Source organism: bacterium (genome assembly GCA_041649255.1).
Lineage (GTDB): Bacteria > Hydrothermota > UBA3073 > JACQXS01 > JAQTXJ01 > JAQTXJ01.
In genome coordinates, this window is sequence record JBAZNK010000025.1 from 1 (window position 1) to 20,144 (window position 20,144).

13 protein-coding genes are annotated in these 20,144 nt (G+C 53.1%); 6 read left to right on the plus strand and 7 right to left on the minus strand.

Annotated elements, in window-relative coordinates; translation table 11 throughout:
• Nucleotides 1–260: 260 nt before the first annotated feature.
• The 5 genes from WC614_12995 (at nucleotide 261) to WC614_13015 (ending at nucleotide 7,709) form a co-directional block, all read left to right on the plus strand.
• A complete protein-coding gene (locus WC614_12995; GenBank protein ID MFA5033917.1) occupies nucleotides 261–866 on the plus strand; it encodes a sigma-70 family RNA polymerase sigma factor in 606 nt (201 codons plus the stop codon).
• Nucleotides 863–1,591 carry a hypothetical protein gene (locus WC614_13000; GenBank protein MFA5033918.1) on the plus strand — a complete coding sequence of 243 codons (729 nt, stop codon included), beginning with the start codon at nucleotides 863–865 and terminating at the stop codon, nucleotides 1,589–1,591. Before WC614_12995 ends, WC614_13000 begins: the two co-directional genes overlap by 4 nt.
• A complete protein-coding gene (locus WC614_13005) occupies nucleotides 1,591–4,335 on the plus strand; it encodes a CHAT domain-containing tetratricopeptide repeat protein (protein MFA5033919.1) in 2,745 nt (914 codons plus the stop codon). Before WC614_13000 ends, WC614_13005 begins: the two co-directional genes overlap by 1 nt.
• 441 nt (nucleotides 4,336–4,776) lie before the next feature.
• Nucleotides 4,777–5,607, plus strand: a complete 831-nt coding sequence (locus WC614_13010; GenBank protein ID MFA5033920.1) for a hypothetical protein — start codon at nucleotides 4,777–4,779, stop codon at nucleotides 5,605–5,607.
• 134 nt (nucleotides 5,608–5,741) lie between these two features.
• On the plus strand, nucleotides 5,742–7,709 hold the full coding sequence (locus WC614_13015) for a hypothetical protein (protein MFA5033921.1): 1,968 nt from the start codon (nucleotides 5,742–5,744) through the stop codon (nucleotides 7,707–7,709).
• A gap of 811 nt (nucleotides 7,710–8,520) precedes the next feature.
• Here WC614_13015 and WC614_13020 read toward each other — a convergent pair.
• Genes WC614_13020 through WC614_13035 form a run of 4 tightly spaced genes read right to left on the minus strand, consistent with a single transcriptional unit; the run spans nucleotide 8,521 to nucleotide 16,632 of the window.
• On the minus strand, nucleotides 8,521–9,519 hold the full coding sequence (locus tag WC614_13020; GenBank protein MFA5033922.1) for a hypothetical protein: 999 nt from the start codon (nucleotides 9,517–9,519) through the stop codon (nucleotides 8,521–8,523).
• Entirely contained in the window at nucleotides 9,503–11,035 is a 1,533-nt protein-coding gene (locus WC614_13025; GenBank protein MFA5033923.1) for a hypothetical protein, read from the minus strand. Before WC614_13025 ends, WC614_13020 begins: the two co-directional genes overlap by 17 nt.
• Nucleotides 11,032–14,199, minus strand: coding sequence for an SUMF1/EgtB/PvdO family nonheme iron enzyme (locus WC614_13030; protein ID MFA5033924.1), 3,168 nt, complete (start codon nucleotides 14,197–14,199; stop codon nucleotides 11,032–11,034). Before WC614_13030 ends, WC614_13025 begins: the two co-directional genes overlap by 4 nt.
• 9 nt (nucleotides 14,200–14,208) lie before the next feature.
• Nucleotides 14,209–16,632 (minus strand): metallophosphoesterase, encoded by a 2,424-nt coding sequence (locus tag WC614_13035; protein MFA5033925.1) that lies wholly within the window; start codon nucleotides 16,630–16,632, stop codon nucleotides 14,209–14,211.
• Between the two features lie 594 nt (nucleotides 16,633–17,226).
• Here WC614_13035 and WC614_13040 point away from each other — a divergent pair.
• Entirely contained in the window at nucleotides 17,227–17,574 is a 348-nt protein-coding gene (locus tag WC614_13040) for a hypothetical protein (protein MFA5033926.1), read from the plus strand.
• A gap of 128 nt (nucleotides 17,575–17,702) precedes the next feature.
• On the opposite strand, the gene WC614_13045 is transcribed toward WC614_13040, so the two are convergent.
• Genes WC614_13045 through WC614_13055 form a run of 3 tightly spaced genes read right to left on the minus strand, consistent with a single transcriptional unit; the run spans nucleotide 17,703 to nucleotide 20,138 of the window.
• Nucleotides 17,703–18,308, minus strand: coding sequence for an NUDIX hydrolase (locus tag WC614_13045; protein ID MFA5033927.1), 606 nt, complete (start codon nucleotides 18,306–18,308; stop codon nucleotides 17,703–17,705).
• A complete protein-coding gene (locus WC614_13050) occupies nucleotides 18,295–19,209 on the minus strand; it encodes a sugar phosphate nucleotidyltransferase (GenBank protein ID MFA5033928.1) in 915 nt (304 codons plus the stop codon). Before WC614_13050 ends, WC614_13045 begins: the two co-directional genes overlap by 14 nt.
• Nucleotides 19,206–20,138, minus strand: coding sequence for a hypothetical protein (locus tag WC614_13055; GenBank protein MFA5033929.1), 933 nt, complete (start codon nucleotides 20,136–20,138; stop codon nucleotides 19,206–19,208). Before WC614_13055 ends, WC614_13050 begins: the two co-directional genes overlap by 4 nt.
• Nucleotides 20,139–20,144: the final 6 nt, after the last annotated feature.

Below are 20,144 nucleotides of genomic sequence, written 5' to 3' on the forward strand. Positions count from 1 at the left end.
AGAAGCCGTAACCCTATTGAGGGTTATTTTTATGACAGAACTTTCACCACGCGGATCTATTCAAAATGTCAGTCGATTGGCGGAACTGACGATCCGCAATAGAACATCCCGCCTGCATACAGGAGCAGCCGTTTGGAGCTTGGATTGGCCGGGTTCCAGCGGCTGCTCCCTTTTTTAGACTCGCAGCACGGTCCGTCAACAACAGGCAAACAATGGCAGGGCTTGTCAGACAATTGGCAATTGAGTAGCCTTGTCTGCTCTTGAACACACCGAGCTTCAAAGCCCTCCAACAGGGAGATCCACACGCCTGGGATGACGCATTCGATTGGCTATGGCCCACAGCTTTCGCGGTCGTAAACTTGAAGCTTGCTCGTTTCTGTCCTGAAGACGTTGAGGACGTGGCAATTCAAGCTTTGGAAACACTGGTGGAAAAGGTGGCAACTTTGAAGTCGGTGGACGAACTCAAGCCTCTGACAGCCCGCATTGCCCACAATCTGGCGGTGAGCCGGCTCCGTAAAAAGTATGCCGACAAACATGGCGGTGGAAAAATCGACTCCTTGAATGCAATGGAAAGCAAAGAGGTCAACCGGTCGCTTCCAAGTTCTCCTGGATCGCCTCTGGACGAATTGCACGAGAACGATCTAACGAAGCTGCTGACCGAGTCGCAGGAGGATTTGAAGCATGAGATCCGGGATGTTCTGAACGACTTCTTCATCTCAAAGTTGACCTACGATGGAATCAGCCAGAAACGAGGCATACCCATTGGAACCGTCGGGGTTATGTTGAAGCGCGGTCTGGAGGCTATCCGACAGTGGGGAAAGCGGCATCCAGGACTGATGAAAGAACTGGAGGCGTTTGCGCGATGAACTCAATGAATGCAGATGACCAACAATTCTTCGATCTGGCCATGAAGTCGGTTGCAGGCCAGGCCAGCGCCGCTGAACAGGCGGAATTGGATTCGCTGCTCGCCAGCCGACCGGAACTGAAAGCCGAGTTCGACCGGTTGAAGGCGGATGCGAGTATTGCCAAGGAAGTTTTGCCGTTGATGGAAGCGACGGAAGCGCAGGCCGGCAAACTGCCTGAATATGCTCGCGGTCGGCTGCAAACCAAGGTCCGAGAGACGCTGCGCAAAGGTCAGGCTCCAACGACGACAGTTGTGACGCCTGCCTCTTGGAGATGGGGCTGGGCAATTGGATTGGCGGCGGCAGCAGCAGTGACAGTGGCTGTGTTCCTGATTCCTTCGCTAGTTGCTCAGAAGATGGTCATTCAAGTGGCGATGCTGGACAGGATTGGTGACACGCGTGGAACAACTTCAAATCCGGCCACAATCATCCAGCAAGCCTTGAATCAACCGAAGGTGGAAACATTTTCGGCGTCAGCGGAGTTGAGGCGCTGGATGGGAGATTGGCCAACGGACGGTCAACAACCAGTGATGAAGATCGTCTATGACCGCGACAAGGGAGAAGTTCGAATCGTGAGACACATCAAAGGCAAGCCTCCGTTCGAGAAGACATTCCCGGTGCAGCGAGAACAGGATTTGGCGGCAGTCTTGAAAGCAGTGCAGGCGTTCATCCAAGAGCAGACGCAATAATGAAGCGCGTAAGGGTGGGGCAAACCGTCTTTCTGGCTGTTCTCCTGCTAGTCTCATGCGCTGCTGGGGCAGATACAGCGAATGAACTAGCTCGGTTGAACCAGAAGGTCATCAAGCTGACGCAAGAAGAGAAATACACGGAAGCTCTTTCAGTAGCTCGTCAGGCATTGGCTGGAGCCGAAAAGGATGTTGGACAGGAAAATCCGATTACCGCAACATGTCTCAATAATCTGGCGGCAGTTTACGACCGCATGGGTGACTACTCCGCGGCAGAATGGCACTATAAGCGTGCATTGAAGATTCGAGAAGCCAAGCTGGGTCCTGAGCATTATGAAACTGCTGCAATTCTCAACGATCTTGCATGGCTTTATTTCAGCTTGGGAGACTATGCCGCAGCTGAACCGTGTTATCAGCGCGCGTTGAGAATAAGAGAAGCCAAGCTCGGGTCCGATCATCCTGACACTGCGGCCACTCTAAACAACCTAGCGTTGCTCTACACAAGCTTGGGAGACTACGCCACCGCCGAATCACTGTTTTTGCGCGCTTGGAGAATTAAGGAGTCCAAACTCGGTGCTAGTCATTCTTCCACTGTAACCAGCCTCAACAACCTGGCTTGGCTTTATGACTTGATGAGGAAATACGCCACAGCCGAACAATATTACAAGTATGCGCTGAGAATCAGGGAAACCACCCTCGGCCATAACCATCGCGCCACCGCGGCAAGCCTCAATGCGTTGGCGTTAGTTTACGGCCACAGGGGTAATTATTCCAAGGCTGAACAACTCTTTCTAGACGCGCTGAAAATAAGAACATCCAAGCTCGGAGCCGACCATCCTGAAACAGCAACCACATTAAATAACTTGGCTTGGCTTTATGAGTGCATGGGTGACTATGCCAAGGCAGAGAAGTTCAATCAGGCCGCACTCAAGATCACCCTATCGAAATTGGGGCCTGATCATCCTGCTACCGCAACCAGTTATTACAACTTGGCTTTGCTCTATATCAGCATGGGGGGCTATGGCGTGGGCCGTAAGACGACGGCTTATGATTTGGCAATGATGTACAAGAAAGCCTCTGAGAAACAACTGGACGGAGTCTTGACCTTCTCATCTGAACATCAACGAATGGCGTACCAACAGGCCAAGAATCCATATTCGCTGCTGGCCACACTGGGCCATGCATCAGGCTTGGCGGAAACCCTGCTTCGGACGAAGGGCGTCATTCTTGATTCGCTTCTGGAAGATGAACTGGTCGCGGAAGCATCCAAGAATCCAGAGATCAAAATAGCCGCGAGCGAGCTGCGTGCTTCAAGGCAGCGGTTAAACCGATTGCAATTGAAGCCCTCCGAGGATTTCAGCTTGGTGACACAAGAAGACCGGCGACGAGAGCGTGAACTCCTTGAAGGGCAGATGGAATCCCTGCAAAAGATGCTGGCCCGCAACGTGGCTGCCGCAGGCAAAACTCGCCGAGCATTACGAACCACGGTTCCCGATGTTCAAGCTGTTCTGCCCAAAGACACCGTTCTGTTGGAATTCATCCGCTACCGTCACTACCTAGGCAAACTTAAATCTGAGCGCCGTTACGGCGTGGTGTTGATCGGTTGCAACCAAGTGACCTTCAAGGACAGCCAACCAGGCGAACCAGTCTGGGTGCCCTTGGGTTCAGCAAAGGCCATCGAAAAGAAACTCAAGGAGTATGCCGGAGTGATGCGAGGCGAACGTGGCGAAGCCGTTCTGTTACGGACCCTATATGCACAGTTATTCGAGCCGATCCAGAATCGACTTCCCAAAAACATAACCACGCTCATCATCAGTCCTGATGCCGAGTTGAACTTCATCAGCTTTGCTACGCTCATCAATGATCAGAACCAATTCTTGGCCGAACAATACGCCATTGAATACGTGTCGAGCGGCCGGGATCTTGTGCTGAAACGGACATCCAAGAAAAGTTCTCGACGATTTGCTGCATTTGCCAATCCCGCCTTTGGTGAAAAGCCGTTGTTGGCAGGAGCACACGGCACCAATACGCTCCAACTGGCGATGTTGAGTTCAGACCAAAGAGCTCTCGCCGCCGACCTGAACTTGGGTGCATTGCCATACACGATGCAGGAAGCCCAATTCTTTCGCGACAGAAGCTCATCCTGGAACATGGATGGATCGGTTTTCGCAGGAGCAGAAGCATCGGAAGCCGAGGTAAAGGCCGTCCACTCTCCCCACATCCTTCATCTGGCGACCCATGGTTTCTTCTTCGATGACAAGCTAGCTACGACCAATCGATCAGTCGTGCCGCACAATCCGATGCAACGAAGTGGATTGGCGTTTGCTGGAGCTCAATTGACCCTTGATGCTTGGAAGAAGGGACAGACACCGAACACAGAAAACGACGGCATCCTGATGGGCCAGGAAATTGGAACCATGGACCTGAAGGAAACCTGGCTCGTGGTTCTTTCGGCTTGTGACACTGGAATTGGCGAGGCACGAGCCGGTGAAGGTGTTATGGGTCTGCGGCGTGGATTCATCCAGGCCGGCACGCAGAACCTGCTGATGACGCTCTGGCCGGTTTCTGACAAGTGGACCGTGGATTTGATGAAAGCGTTCTACGAGCGGGCCTTGAAGGATAACAACGCACCCCAGGCTTTGGCCGAAGTGCAGCGCCAATGGCTGGCTCGCCTCAGGCAGGAAGACGTCCTGACAGCCGCTAGATTAGCAGGCCCCTTCATCCTGACGTTCCAGGGCAGCAATTGAACGACATCACGCAGAAGACATTGACCTTCTGCTGATCTCCTCGTTGTTCAATCTTCAGTTCAAGGCTGCAATTCCCCGTTCTGGGCTCTCGGATCTCTCTGCGTTCGGATTCTTTTTTAGCTGAATGCTCCTCACCCAGCAGTGTTCACGAAAGCTGTAATAAACCTCCAGGAAGCTTCGATGTAGTGCCAGACAGCAATGATGAAAACAACGACGGCAATCGCAAGTGAGCCGGTGAAGAAGGACGAAGGAAACAAAGCTGTAAGAAATCTCCAACCGGCCGCGATGTACGGGTGTCTGGTAATGAGATCAACAACAGCAATCGCAGGCGAGCCGGTGACGAAAGAAGAACGAAACAAAGTTGTAAGAAACCGCGGGCTGGTTGCGATGACCAGATGACGGCGCAGTGAGGCAAGCAGCAGCAAACAACGAGAACACGCGATGAAAGACCAAGAAACAGAAAGTTGTAAGAAAACCGAAACAGATCGCGATGTTCTTGGTGACGGAGCAGTGAAGCAAGCAACAACCGAAGAGAGCCAGATGATGAAAGACCAGAAACCAATGCAGGAAGCAGAACAGGAAGTTCGGAGCCGGACAGCGGAGACCAGCACCGCCAAGGCTCCAGGCTCTTCGGTTGGAACAACGGCAGTATTCGGGGCCGGCCATCCCCGTGGTGACGGAGAAGCAAGCCGGCCGATGGTCCTGAGTTCAGGTTCAGCGAATGAGCATCAGGGTCATCCACAAACAAACAGCGGCAGCAGCCGCAAGTCGCTGAAGCAAGGAAGAACCCTGAATACAGCCTTGGACACACATAAGACCGGCAGTGTCCACGGAGGCAGTGAATCGCGCTGGTCAATGGCTCTGCGTTCATGTTCGGCGGATGAACGACGATGCCATCATCAAATGAACTGCGGCAACAAGCCGCTGCAGACGCCGAGATTCGTGAGGTTCGTTATGAAAGATGCCAATAGTCAAAATGGTAACACCCGCATGGGCGTTAAGGTTCAGAACATCGCAACCCTGCCCAACAGCTCGGCACAGCACGTGCGTGCAGTCGGCGACCTCAAGGTCGGGCGTTTCGTCTTCAAAGGCGTCACGTTCAGCCGCGAGGATGGCAAGGAAACGGTGGTGAAGCTCCCCTGGGAGACGCAGATGGTCTCCATTCCCGACGGCGACGATCTGACCAAGGTGAACCAGGAGGTTCGCGGCCAGATTAGCCAGGCGCTGGACGGGTTGAAGCAGGTCACTGCCAGCACCGGCCTGTGGAGCTGACCTGAGCCAATGGGCCAGAGCCCGGTGGGGTGCACACCGCCGGGCCACTGGCTCAAGGCTACCCCAAAACGTATGGCGACATCAGCATCCCCTGCTCGATCCCAGATGAAACAACTTCAACAGCCCTCAAGAACATGAACATCGACCAAACAACGGGGGCAGAGGGAAAACTCAAGCCCCACTACTTCTCCCGGAAGTTTGCAGAAGAGCATGGGGTCAAGGAAGCAATTGTTCTGAAGTTCCTCGCTCACAAGGTTAGGCGCAGCAAGAACGTTCGCAACGACAAGAAATGGTTCTTCGACCCCATCAGGGAGTTGGCCCATCGGTATCCCTACATCCCCAAGAGCACGATGGACAAGATCCTCAAGCGGTTGGAAAGCAAGAAACTGCTCGAGATCGACAACTTCAACCGCCGTAGATACGACCGCACTGGCTGGTATACGGTTCCTCAGGATGCGCTGGATGCTGTGGAGAAGAGGCCACTCATCAAGGTCGATGTCGAAGTCGCCAATGAGCTTGGGATACCGGCAGGAGTGTTGATCGAGAACCTACGATACTGGGTCGAGACAAAGGCCAAGAAGCGGAAGAAGGGCGACACAACGGCTGTTTACCATGAAATGTCTCCTGCACGTCTGGCGATTGATCTGCCGTGCTTCGCTCCGTCCACCATCAAGCGGGCGTTGAAAGCGTTGGTCGAGTCTTCTGTTCCTCGCATCGTCAAGCATCCGACCCTGAAGGCCACTTATACGCTGCCGGAGATGGTGCAAAACAGAGGGGCAGAACGGGACAAGGCGGGGTCAAACCGGGACACGGGAGGTTCAGAACGGGACACGCAAGGGTCAAATCGGGACGAGGGAGGGTCAAAACGGGACAACAATACCCATTGTAAACCATTAAGTAATCCCATTGGTAATTCCGTTGGAAAGCCATTCAAAGAAGAAGCGCAGGCTTCGCCTGCTCCTTCTTGCGAATACAACTCCGGACGGACGGATGACAAAGTCCAGGCGAAGGGGCCTGCTTCTCCTCAAGACGGTCACCCTGATGCCCCTTCATCCCCCGGCATCAAGGGCTGCGCCGGACATGTGAAGGATGACGGGGACAAGAGGGATGCAGGAGACGAGATGAATAATCCGCTCACCTACGACCAACTCAAGGCCATCAACAAGGAGCAAGAGGGCATGTTTCTATTCAAAGACCCTGACCGTGGGATTTATGATCAACCGGAAGATCCTGCTTCAAAGGCTGCATACATCGTCCGCGATTTATCATGGTGGTTCGTCGATTCCCTGTCCAATGACGCCATCCGAAAGTTCAAGGCCATCACGGACATGGACCAACTTGTTGCCGAGATCAAAACCCTATTCCTGCCCCATTTTCAATCCGCCGTTCAACCATACGATGCCAAGAACCTCCCTTCCTTCAAGACCGTCAAGCCAACCTTCTTCCGGGCCTCTTTGGAGTTTGTGGTCAACTCGATTGCGTCGCTGCGGGACAAAAGAACGTTTTGTTGTCATTCCATCAAAAATCTCTGGCCATACATCTGCCATCTGTCACAGGAGATGTTCAACCGGCTCTTTGAGGAAAACGGGAAACTATCGCAGGCGTGGTACGAGAAGAATAAGAAACAACACGCCAGCGTCGACGAAGCCAGGGAACCCGATCCCGACCTCGCCCCGGCCGAGAAAGCCCGTGTATTGCGAAATGCCCTGCAAGCCCGCAATGCCTGGGGATACTTCAACCGTTACAACGAATACGTCGGCGAGAACCGCTTCATCTTCAACCAAGCTGATCAGGAGGTTGCGGAAAAGCTGTTTGAGCTGAATCGGAGCTTCTGCGTCGCCCAGTTGCTTGACTTGATCGACCGATGCACTGAAATACACTACTGCGAGTTGGCGACCGAGGGCTTTGACAAGTACTTCCACGCCCGCCAAGGCTGCAAACTGGGCTGGTTCCTCAAGCACCTGACGACAATAGCTGGAGAACTGGATTCGCCACTTTTCAGCGACTGGGTATCGTTGCCAAAGCCGGACAAAGGTGCGGATGAAGGGAAACCGCCTGAATCGGCGGAGCCGGCTGAAGTCGGCCCCAAAGCCGCTCCTTGAAGCATTCCCTGAACTCCTCCCTGATCCGTTCCTCAAACCGTTGTTGATGTCTTCCTTGATCGAGTTCTACAGGATTCCTTCATCCCCGCCTTGATCGTTTCTTGATCCCGCCCTCAATCCCCGCCAACTCGATTCCTTGATGCTTTGATGTTGCCAGCCTTCAAGGATTCAAGATCGCCTGCAACTTGCCCTCCCTGATGATTTCTTGTTGTTCGCGAAGATCCCACCCACTTCAACTCCTTGCCCCAGCCATTGTGATCCGGTTCACGTTTCCTCGTTCGCCTCAAAAACCCCGGTACCTGCGAAAGACGAGAAGGCTCACAGGGAAGATCAGCCATTGGACGGCAACCGAAACATGCACGGCGAGTCACACCAGAAGTCAAACGAGCTAGGTGGCTTAACTAACTACTACTGCAGATGATACAGTTGAAATGGGTACTTTGGGCCGTCAAGCAGCTCATGTTGACTTCTAAGGGTGATCAGGCATCGGTGGACCTGAACAAGGCTGAACCACGCTCCACCAAGTGAAACTTCGTCAAAACAGAGAAGTTCGTCCATTGGGGTGCACGTCCCTGATCTCGGCGTTGTAGCAGACGCCCCTGCTGTTGTTCTGGTTGACGTGAGCCTGAACTGAGTTCGGGCGGATTAAGGCGTCCGTGGCGTCCGTCAGATTGAAACATGTGGGGCCGACCTTTTCTTTTCTTCGCTATGCGGACGCTTCGATGATCGTGTGAGTCTCCTGTTTTCCGCGCCCCTCGCGTATCAAAATCTTCGTTACCCGTTGGTCGAATGGCGAAGAAGCCGTTAAGAATCAGGAAACGTCCCCACCTCTGCTCCAACAACCAGCAACCATCGCGAGCAGAGCTTTTTGAAGATAATACTTGTTGTGGAGCAATTCCTGCAACAACGACTGAGATCCGTCTGCGACCTCTGCCGAAACCTCATCTCCTCTCGCCAACGGCATGGGATGCAGGAACAAAGCCTTGCCGAGACAGGTTTGATCGCAATACCAGTTGTTATATCGTCCACATACCTGTTGTTCTTGATTTGCCCAATGTCGTGCATAGACGACTTCCTGTCCGTGAAATGCTCTTGAAAAGTCGTCTGTGTGATCAAACGAACCTCCACTGTTCGTCGCATTTCGCTGGCAGCGATCGATTATCTCGGGATCGAGGCCAAACTCCGGCGGATGGCAGAGTGTCACGCGCATGCCCAGTCGGGTGGCGATCAACAAGCTGTCTTGAGTGGAAGACCACGGGCGCGCTTTCTGGCCTCTCACCCAAGTGAACAAGATGCGTGTGCCAGCTAGCTCATTACGCTTAAGCGCGTTCTGGATTGTCAGCATTTCGTAAAGGCCCTGGCACGGATGGCAGCGATCATGCGACAGGCTGATCACCGGCACTCTGGCAAGCTTCTCAGCCTCTTCGGCGATCCGTCTCAACACGGCTTCCCCTTGTCCGTATGGGATGTTCTTCGTTGGCAGCAGTCGCAAGCAAATCGCCGAAGCCGAGAGAGCCATGGCCCTAGCGAGATCGGCAAGGTCCTCGATCTTAGGATCGTGGAAGTCCTCCATTCCAACATACAGTGGTACACCCCCCATCTCCACAACCGCCTGATGCAAAGTGAGTCGAGTGCGTGTTGAGGGGGCGTTGAACCAAAGGATCACCGTCTTTCGCTTGAGACAATCGTCGAGGTCTGGAAGCGTCTCACCGTCCCGCAAACACCGCGTGAGGTGCCACAAGCGGTTGATGTCGTCTAGGCTCCAATCTTGGGAGTCAATTAAATGACGCGCGTTATGTTTTTGGACCATTACTTCCGATTCCTTCCGGAACCCACGGCTTTTCCCGCCTAAATCCTAAACAGCACACCAAGCTCACTACAATTATGAAGAGTGCGCTGAACACGGTGATGACGTCGTTCTGCACCCAGTTGCCATAGACGAAGGAAACCATTCCAATGCCCGCGCCGCAAATCCCAGCGATGACTCCCTTCGCACTGAGACGGTCGTAGTAGAGGCTGAGCACCGTTGGCACAACAAAACAAGTAGCCACACCGTTAAAAATCCACCAGAGACGATCCAGCGAAAACATGTGCTGAACAATAAAGGCAAGGATGAGTCCGAGAATCGAAATCCAATACATTCCGACCCGTGCGCGATGAACAGTCTCCTTGTCGAGCTGATCTTTGACCTTCTGATCCTCTTCGTTCAATGAAACACCGATGCGCTCTTTAGCCAGAACAGCGCGTTGAATCGGAGACAACTTAGCCAAATCAATCGCGTATAGAGAACTCGCAGCACACATCCCCGAATCGAGAGTGCTCATCAAACCCGACAGAAGCATCAAGACGAAAAACACTGCGGCCCACAGTGGCAACACTCTTACCACAACCTCAATGCCGATCATTGGAAGCCCGCTTCCTTTTGCCATAGCTATGCCGAGGGCCGGATTGGCAGCAGCAAAACCGAGAACGGATAACAAAATCGGCACAATGCCAAACAATATGCCAGCGAATATGTAAGATGGGATCAAATCTCTTGGTTTGATGGCGAAAGCGCGCTGCCAATACTGCTGGTCAGAGATAGACCCGGCGATCAATCCGATCGAGGTTACAATGCCGAATGAAAAAGCAACCTTGGGGTCGAACATATTGGTGTTCCCAGCAAGGCCCCCCATGCCTTTCGCCACCACATCCCAACCAACTTTGCTCCCCACCCACGGCGGAATAATCAGAACGCCCGCTATAATGAACGCCATCTGGACAAAATCAGTAATCACTGATGCTCGCAAGCCGGAGATCAGCGAGTAGATCAAACAGATCACGAGCAACAGAATCATCAGGATATTTAGAGGAATTCCGGTTAGATAATTCAGCATCAGCCCGCCGACGAAGATCTGCACGCATACCGCCATGAGCTGATACCAAATGTAGGGAACCAGATACACTTTGTGAACGGTTTCGCTGCCTAGGCGGTAACGAATCCAGTCTGGCAGCGTATATCCGCCTGGAATTATGCTTCGAATCTTCGGCGCAAGGAAGCAATAGACCAAAAGTGCCGCGATATTCGGCGCCGTGAACCAGAAAATACCCGGCAGTCCCAACTCGTAGGACTTTTGCACGCTCACGAAGAGAGCCGGAGCCCAAATCCATGAGGCCGCAATGCTCGGTGCGGCAAGCTGCCAGCCGACGTTTCGCCATGCGACAAGGAAGCCCGTCCCGCTCTTCATCCAGCGTTCGCTGCGGGAAGCAAAGTAGGTGAGGATAATCATCGCAATTCCGAAAACTACGATGATCCAGTATCCGGCTGGCTGTGACAATGCATTCATAGGTTATTGTTTGTATCAATGGTGGTTAGTGCTTCTGGAAGCGCAGCGATCTGCTCCTCACGGGTTTGCAGAGTGCGGCACTCCGCTTCAAGAAGTGATCGCGCAACCCGAAAACCCACGTCTGGATTGGTGTTCTGTGGATTAAGAGGAGGGCAGTAATTGAAATTGAAGGTTGCCTCTCCGAGGTATCCGGTCGCACCGAGAATCAATCGTTTCGAAACGGCGCTTGCAGAAGGAACGCCCACCGACTCCGTATCGTGGCACCATTCTCGCACATTCCCGATCAAGCCGGATACCCCCAAGTCGTTGGCTTCGTCAAGAAACACATCTGTGTGTGCCTTGCCTGAATCGAGGAGGACGTCGCGCATAATATCCTGCGCGCGCTTGTATCGCCCCCATGCATCGCGATCCTTGATTACGGTGCTGTGCTCCGGGTCGGCCTCTCTGACCTCGCGAGGAAGATAATACGGAAACTGCTCCCATGGACGTTCGATGTCGTGGCCACCCCGGGCCGCCCATAGCCATTCCTCTTTCGTTGGCAACCTGAATGCCCCTTTCTCTCGTTCTGGTTGAACACGGCCATTGAGCCGGCCTAAGGCTTGAAACAACTCCTGTTTATAGTGGCGTGCAATTCGTCTTCCATCAGGCAATCGCTCGCCATTGGTAAGCCAGTCGCAATACGCTGCAGCCGCATACCAACTGACATATGACACGGGATGCCATAGCATCTCCAAACGCGGTCGATAGGTAGGACCGTCCCCTCTTTCGCCATTGGTCGAAGCTTGGTCGGTCGGCAACCAAAAGAACAGGTGGTACTCATTGGTCAGATCGTAATTCTGTGATCGCTGAGAGGAAGCACTGTCGCTGCCAGCAATCGTTATGCGGCAGACCCACCATTCGTGCCCTTGCACCGTCGGGTCTGAATCTTCCGACGTGGCCGGCGTTATTAGAAACCGCCAGTAGTGCTGATTAGTGACTTCATGGACGCCCAGAAGAAACGGCTTTTTCGAGATGTCATACTCAGGGGGTGGAACTAAAACCATTTTGTAATCTTGCAGTCGTTTTGGCGATACCACAATACTGCGAACTTCCGGAATCCACGGCTCGATGGCTGCCGCGTGGTGTTGCGATAACGCACCAATCTTCTCAAGATTGGACACAATGTGGCGATAACATGCCGAATACACGCGAAAAGGTTCTCTTGCCGCGAGGCCCCTGAGCAATCGCCACGCATCAACTCCTAACCGACTGATGCTGGAGGGATCGTGGTTCAAGAGAATCTCACGCAACAGTGCAGCAGTCTGTGGCCCAAGCGGCACCCTTCCTAAGAACTGCAGCCGGACTTCGGCAGCTAACGATCCGCTCGGGCCAGACTCGAGAAGTCGATTCGCAATATAACGTGCTAGAAAATAGCCTCCGCAAACCGATGATTCGCCGACGTTGCTTTCCGCCTCACAGTTATCGCTTCGGAGCGTAAACCTAACCATATCTGTCCGAACCCGGTCAGAGGATGTCGAATCAGCGAGATTCTGGCAAGTCTTGTCAAATTCCTGTTCTGCCGATTCTGACGTGCGAGACGCAACGTCAAGGTCCTCTGTGCTTTCTGTCTCAACCAGTTCGAAGACCGTCTGTGAGCGAAGGTCCCTTTCCAATGCCTCGTTCTCGATATTATACCAGAGCCGCAAACGGGGAGGCAGGTTTGCCAAGTCGATTACCGCCGTTCCTCGCTCCGCCATGTACCAAGCTATGTCCGAGAGCAGGTGCATCCGCTGCTCCTTAGACAAATCGATCCATTGTTCCACCCATTTCTCTTTTCGCTTGGTCCTAAGATAGTAGTCCTCGCGTGTCCGCGACTGAATGAGGTTGAAGTTAACGAATGTCTCTTCGATACCTTTAGCTAGAAGTTGGATGGGCTTTTCAATTCGTTGAATCTTCTCAACCATGTAGGCGAGAAGGCCGGGGTGCCGAGCGCAGGTGGATAGCGCCCGCTGAATGGCGTCAGGTTTCTTTACGTTGCCGGTCAATGGCTCCAATCGTGCAAGTTCCATGTTCTGGCCTGCAGGCACAGCCATAGCCACATATGCTTCCCTTCGGTTCCTGTCAAAGGGAACCAAGTCCAAAATCTCGAATGTTTCGACCACGTTGGCTGAACCCCACGTCTTTTCGGCGAACAGAGTCCCGAGCGACGCGAAGTGGCTGGGTCGGCAAGTGAGAATGAACCGAGTTGACTTGGAAAGCAGGATCAACAAAGCAGTTAGTCGCGCCCGCACCTGAGAGTTGCTCGGAAGTATATCCATCTCATCGAATCCATCGACGCAAACCACGGAATGCCCTGTCCGCAGGAGTGCCCCCAATAGCGCCAGACCGCCAAACCCAAAACGCACTGCTGGATACCTGGTTAGGATGTACTGTGCCACCACAGACGTAGCCGCGCTGGACTCTTCGACGAGGTTGGCCAGATCGCTGAGCCTGATAAAGAACACGAGGCCGTGCTGCCATGGGTTCTTGCGATGCAGCGTGTAAGCCGTCTCGGCGAACTGGAGAAGAGCCCAACTCTTGCCGGCACCGCGCTCTCCAAGAAGCATAACCGGCGATTTCCTCTTGTGTGCAGACAACCATGTTTCCAAATACGGTGCCAGTCCGACGTTCCCCAGTCTCGATGGTTTTCCAGTTCTATCGAACACCTTCACCTCGCGCTCCTGATAAGCGATCGAAAACTGGTCGGTTCGCTGAACCGTGGCAACGTCCCGAAGCTGGGCGCCGAAGTGATCAGGCAGCTTGACAAGGTGCTCAAAAAACATCTCTGGACTCCATATGTTATTGGCTTGTGCCTTGCCGGTATTCCCGAAGACTTTGTTCGGGGCTATGCAGATCGGATCCTTGATCTTGAAGTCTTTTGATGTAGCCAAAACAAACCGAAGTGCGTCTTCAGTCGGGGCGCCTTCGAACAGAGCGAGAAACTCACGGCTGCGCGAAGCCAGCCCGCCACTGCTGATCACATACATTGCGGCAGGCCGCTCATCGACCATAGGACTTGTCACCGAGGACGGCGGTTCAACGCGGGCTATGGAATGCGGCCCGATAGAAAACTCAGGGCTTTCCAAAATGCGGGTGGCAATCTTGATATAAGACCTGTCTGCGCGCGTGTGTTGTTGCTCTGCCATATTTTGAACCTAGTCTCTAATTTGCTGGTCGGTCACATGCCTGTAAATCACTTCTGCGAGCCTCGATGCAGGTTTGAAGTAAACTGTCGGATACCTCCGGAAGACGTAATCTTGAGCTTTTGAATCCCAAGGATTTCCGTCAAGCCAAACAAGACCGGACGCGACAAATGCTTCGATTCGCGGAGAGTCGATGTCGTATCCTCGGTTGCGCTTATGTGACGCGGCTCTCCAAGCGTCCACAATCTGATAATCCGTTGTCTGCCCGTCGCCTAACGCGAGTTGTATCGCCCCGACGTACTTCTCCACGTCCTTGCGAATGGGCTCCCTGCCACCATTCGTCAGCGCGACTTCGGTGGCTCGCAGACTCGCATCGAGCATCCGTTTTGCTGCTTCCACGTCCACCTTGACCGGATCGTGACGAGCGAACTCTGTTTGAAGCAAACTCAAAACGACGCGGGTCAACCAAGGCACACCACCAGTCCATTCGACCAACAAGGCGACGGATTCAGCGTTATGGTCGCGATCAAGCGGGGGGCATACGGCTTCTAGAAGGAGTTGAGTCTCTTGATTATTCAACGGTGGAAGTGGCCACACACATCGAGCCACAGCAGCCTTTTCGAGCCTCGCATACTCCAGTGCAATTTCGCCGACGCCAACCACAAAACAAACGTGCTCATATTTCTGCTGGGGTTTTACGACCGAACCCAGCGCCTGCCATAGCTCTTTGGCAATCTTCTTCAGGTCATCTGGGGCACGGGTCTCCAAACAGCGTGCGAGAGCCTTCCAAGGCATCAGCACGACGACTTTTTGATCAATTGCGCACGCCATTCTTTCCAACGTTTGAAAGAAGTATGTCACAATCGGCAGAAGCTCAGCATGATCCATCACTCTCGAAGACACGAAGTACCAATGTGCAAACTTCACAGGTTCTTCAGCCAGTTCCTTCGATATTACGGCGTCAACTAGTCCAGCGGCTTGCGCGTCTTGGCAAAGCGCACGATGCGTTACGTATGCAAGCGTAGCGAACAGGCACTTCAGTTCCAAACGGTCCAGCCCTAGCGGCCCTCTTACGTATTTCTTCATCCCGTCCGCGTGGTCAATGCGTGCCTGCCGTATGGTCTCGAACAGTGTCTCGTCGAAATCAGCCTTAATTCTGAGAACTGGGAAAGCGTCGAGAGAGGATTCGAACTGATGGAGGAAGGTGTTAAGCCCCGAACCGACACCGCCAAGAACAAATATCACGTCTCGGTCTTTGGCCAGATCGAGAAAAGGCTTGAAGAGCGACGACCGATCAGCGTCGGCAAACCTCGGGACAGGCTCCGACGGCTGTAATGGCGGCGCTTGAGGTTCTGGAGAAGTTGATCGCGGATGAGACGTAGGCTGCAACTGCACTTCGTAGCGGTCCTTTCCACTCTGTGTCCACCTGTTGTCTGGACGCCAAGGTGCGCCAACATTGTCCCGCTGGCGCGGGAATACCTGACCTTGGCCTGACGCTAGATTGAGGGTGATCAAATTGTATTCGTGGCCAATCGCACGTGGTAGCTGATTCGATCCGGCGAACAGAGTTCCAGCGCCGATGATCGGGATTTTCCGACCGCCCAGTTGATGCTGCTCTTTAGGCTGATGCTGGTGTGTGTGACCATGCAAAACCATGTTGAATTCTTCCAGGAGGTTCGCTGCGCTCTGGTCAAAAACATGATCAGAGGGTCCTTCTGCCGTATCTGTGTAGGGGTGATGCTGGACGAGGATCCGCCTCCATCGGTCAGGTTGATGCTTTTCACGCAACAGCTTCTTGACTTCGCCGACGACATCAAGATTGATCGCTGCAATCTTGCGGTCGTGATGGTTACCGCGAAAAGCTGTATTCACGCCGATGGCGACAAGACCGGGACAGTGAGTCGCTTCGTCTGGTTCAAGAAGTGGGTATTGGAGAAACTGCTGACTGAAATCCTTTGTCCATGCTTGTCGGGTACATTCCGACAGCAGCCTCGCAAAATTGTCAAACTTCTTACGATATTCAGATTTCTTAAAATAACACGTTGTTCCGTTTTCAGTCCACTGGTGTTCCGGCCCCTCAACTTCATCCTGAGTCTCACACGCGGCAGCCGTGGTGAACTGCCAGTCCACATCGTGGTTGCCGGGCACTATGACCAGTCGCGAAAAGTCTTCCTTTTTGAAGCGCTGTGGGAGAAGCGCTTGATATAACCGAAATAGGAACGCTATTGTCTCGGAGAACTCCTCGAAGCTAGATCCTTGATTGACGCAATCACCCGAAAAGACTACGGCATCAACATACTTACCAACATCGTCATTCTTGTGAAGGAAACTGCCAATATCACTCACGAGGCCTTCGACAAGTTCCGGAGCGCTAAACTCGTGGTCTTCGGTTCTGTGGAGATCCGAGATGTGGAGAATACGGTAAATCTCTTTCATACACGCACTTGATTAACGCAGTTCAACAATGGTGCGATTCAGCCCCGGGCCTTCCTGGCGTCGAGCGCCGCGCTCGATCTGCCTAGCGGATTTCCAAGTGCGGCGTGTTTCAAAGACACCGTAGCGTGTGCCGCTCTTTCTTGACATTCCTCCGCGCTCGCCAGAACGGCGTGTACCGATGGACTCTTCATGCTTCAAGCTCCTCAGCGCTTTAATCACCTCGTTCAGCTTGTTCACGACGTCTGCAACTCGCTCTTCGTCGATAGGTTACAAGCTGGTTGTATTGTCTCGCCAGAGGGGGGGGGAGGCAAGGATTTTCTTGTGGCGCCGGCAGCTCACAGACAGTGATTCGAACGGGCCCGATTTTGAAAGCACTGGTAGGGTTGGCGTTCGAGCACTCCGCTAGTGCACTGTTGATGGCGGAAGTCTGATGAAAGCGCGAGTTGCACTGGCGTTGTAAACGGTGGTCGAAAAGTGCAACACCCATGGCGGTTTGATACTGCAATCGTCTGAGGGCGTCAAGGACAAGTGGGTTGAGGGCTGCCTCCATCCCTTCTTGCAATCCTCCAGTTTTACAGGCATAAATCGCACATCATGAACCTCATCAACATCACGTCCAAAGACCTCGCCAGGATCACGAAGCTCCTCAAGAAGAAGGAGTCCCTGCTCGAAAGAGTGGCCAAGGTGGACGCCAAACTTTCGGCGTTTGAATCCGGCAAACCAGTCGTCGCTGTTGTGGTGGCCAAGAAGAAGGGCATGAGTGCTGCCGGTCGTGCTCGTATTGCCGCAGCTCAAAAGAAGCGCTGGGCGAAAATCAACAAGGGCAAGAAGGCCGCAAAGCCGGTTGCTAGGAAGAAGCACAAGATGTCCGCCGCGGGTCGTGCTGCCATAGCCGCTGCTCAAAAGGCTCGTTGGGCGAAGATCAAGGCGGAGAAAAAGTGATACGTTCTTGAACCGGACCGGTTGTTGTTCTGCTTCCCGCCCGCAACCGCATTAGTCTCTGCGATGATCAGCGCCCGCTGTTGGGCTGAGGGCGGAATGGCTGGTTTTGACGCTTACCATGACTACTATCACGGCGACAACCCGCGCTGGACGCACAATCCAATTGCAGCGATCGAGGTTGCGTCGGTAACCTCTTGTGAGGCGACCATGTCCCAAAACGCAGGAATCGTTACCCACTTTACGCTAATGTCTTCAACCACTTCAAATTCCGGTGTCCCTGCGGTCAATTCCCGAGCGCAGAATAGTGAAACCTCATCATCTGTTGAACCGAGCAGGGTATGTACAAGGGCCAGTGAATCCCACCGTGCGGCAGACAGGCCGGTCTCTTCTACGAGTTCTCTCTTAGCCGTTTCTAACGGATTCCGATTCTTCTGATCAAAACTGGGGAAGGCACCTTTAGGGATTTCCCACGAGAAGCGCCCCAATGGATACCGAAACTGCCCGACAAGCACGCACCGTCCTCTGGAGTCCAATGCAACGATTCCAACCCCTCCCTTGAACTCGACGACAGAGAACGGTCTCGCAGGTCGTCCCGGTTGTTCTACCTGATCTTCTCGCAGTCGAATCCACGAGTTCTCATAGATTAGGCGACTGCCCAGTGTTTTCCAGTGTTTCTTCACGTAGGTAAATATCAGAGTCGACTTGCTGCACTCAAACTCTTTACGACGGCGCATCTTCAGCGCAAGCCCTGAGGTAGTGTCGCCATGCTGCCAGATAGCCTTTCATAGTGCCTGTGTGGAAATAGCTATTGCTGACCATGGCGCCAAGCAGGTTGCCACGAAGCGCCTCGTGGTCCAAACACCTTGTAATATGAAACCTCGCTTGTGACCGTTCCGCCAATGTATCCGCTCGACATTCTCTGATGCGTTGAAAGATGGACTGGTCAACAATGTAGCGCCCAACAATACCGAATCCTCTGTAACCCAGATGCCACCCGGGCTTTTCCTGGGCGTTGATTACGTCGTAGCAACCATCCAGCCGTCGCTTTGCTTTGGCGACTCCGAATTCAGCAAACTGTTCGCGCTTGAGACGAGTAAGTCCGATGACCCAGTGTCTGTTTGTTTTCCAAATGGCCATCTCTCGCGGCAACCCCTGAGCAGCATCAAGAACTAGATCATCAACTGACAGAACTGTAAACCAATCATCTTTGACAATGCGTTCGACCGTCAACAGCCCAGCTGCCAGCCCGCTAGGGAGGCGGGGGTCGGGCCAGACTATCGCGACAATTCGGTCCACCAGCCAAAGCCATTCTCGAACCGTCCGGTTTGCTTCTTTATGACCACGAGACTGGTAAGTCGCCGATAGCAGATTTGCTCGCTTGAGAGCACTAGCCGTTGCCGCACTATCAACAACAAGAACGAATTTCTTGATTCCACAAGCGCCCGCTTCGGCCATCGCGAAATGAAGCAGCGAGCGGGAACCGACAGGAAGTAAACCCTTGGGAACCGCTAGCGTCAAAGGCCACATGCGAATTCCCCTCCCACCCAGGAGAAATACCGCCGTTCTAATTCCACTAGCCGCGCGGCGGGAGGAACCCTGAACAGATCGCAGAGATTGCCGTGCTTGTGTCGTCATGCTGACTTGGCACTTTCATTACTCGGGTGGAATTTCTGAAGCAGCAATCTGACAGATTTAAACTCGCTCTCCTTGATCTTGGCAGGCGATAGCACATAGGCATCCGTTGCCTCTTTCCAAATTTTATGGAAGCGCCCGTAAAGATGCTCTCCCCATTTGGAGTGACTGCGCAGACACAACAAATGTTTTCGTTCGTCATCAGGTCCATAGTAATGCATCCAGAACATTCGACTGGTAGGAAACTTTAGACCCTTTGGCGAAACATAAGCTAGCAATGTATCTGGCAGATAGATATTATGGAATTTCAATGTGATCGAACCGAGCTTCGATCTTCCATTGTGCGCAAGATACCATTCTTCAATTGTTTCTAATCTTCGCAAGCTACGTGGAATGTCGGTCAAATCTAAGGAAGTCAGGTCACGCATCCTCTCGTCCTTCGCAGTTGTTGGACCCAAAATCGCGAATTCAAAATTGACACCTGCTTCCAAGGCATCTTGGATTGCCGCGTGTGCGTCTAGGAGGCGAACTAATGATCTTCCAACACACAAGACCGTCATTCCTTTCTCCGGTGATTTCAACTCCTTCGCGATGGAGTGAGCTTCAAGATACTTTGCTTGACATTCAAAGACTTCGATAATTCCCAAAGTATTACAGGTTGTGCCCACAGAAGTAATACTGCGAATAGTCTCCCCTAGCGCGCGTTCCAAGTCCTCCTTTAGAGTTCTGCGAAATTCTTTGCGGATCAGAATCGCAGAGATGAACTCTATTACAGCGGCTGTCACGAGGGCAATACCCAGAATCTCAAGCGTTCTACGCCAATGCTCGGAGGTGACTATCTCGGAAGTGGATAACGCAATAACGAAAACGCCGAAGCCAAAAAGGCTATACAACCCAACCTTATCACCAATGCTTAAGGTCTGTTCTTTCATTCTGGA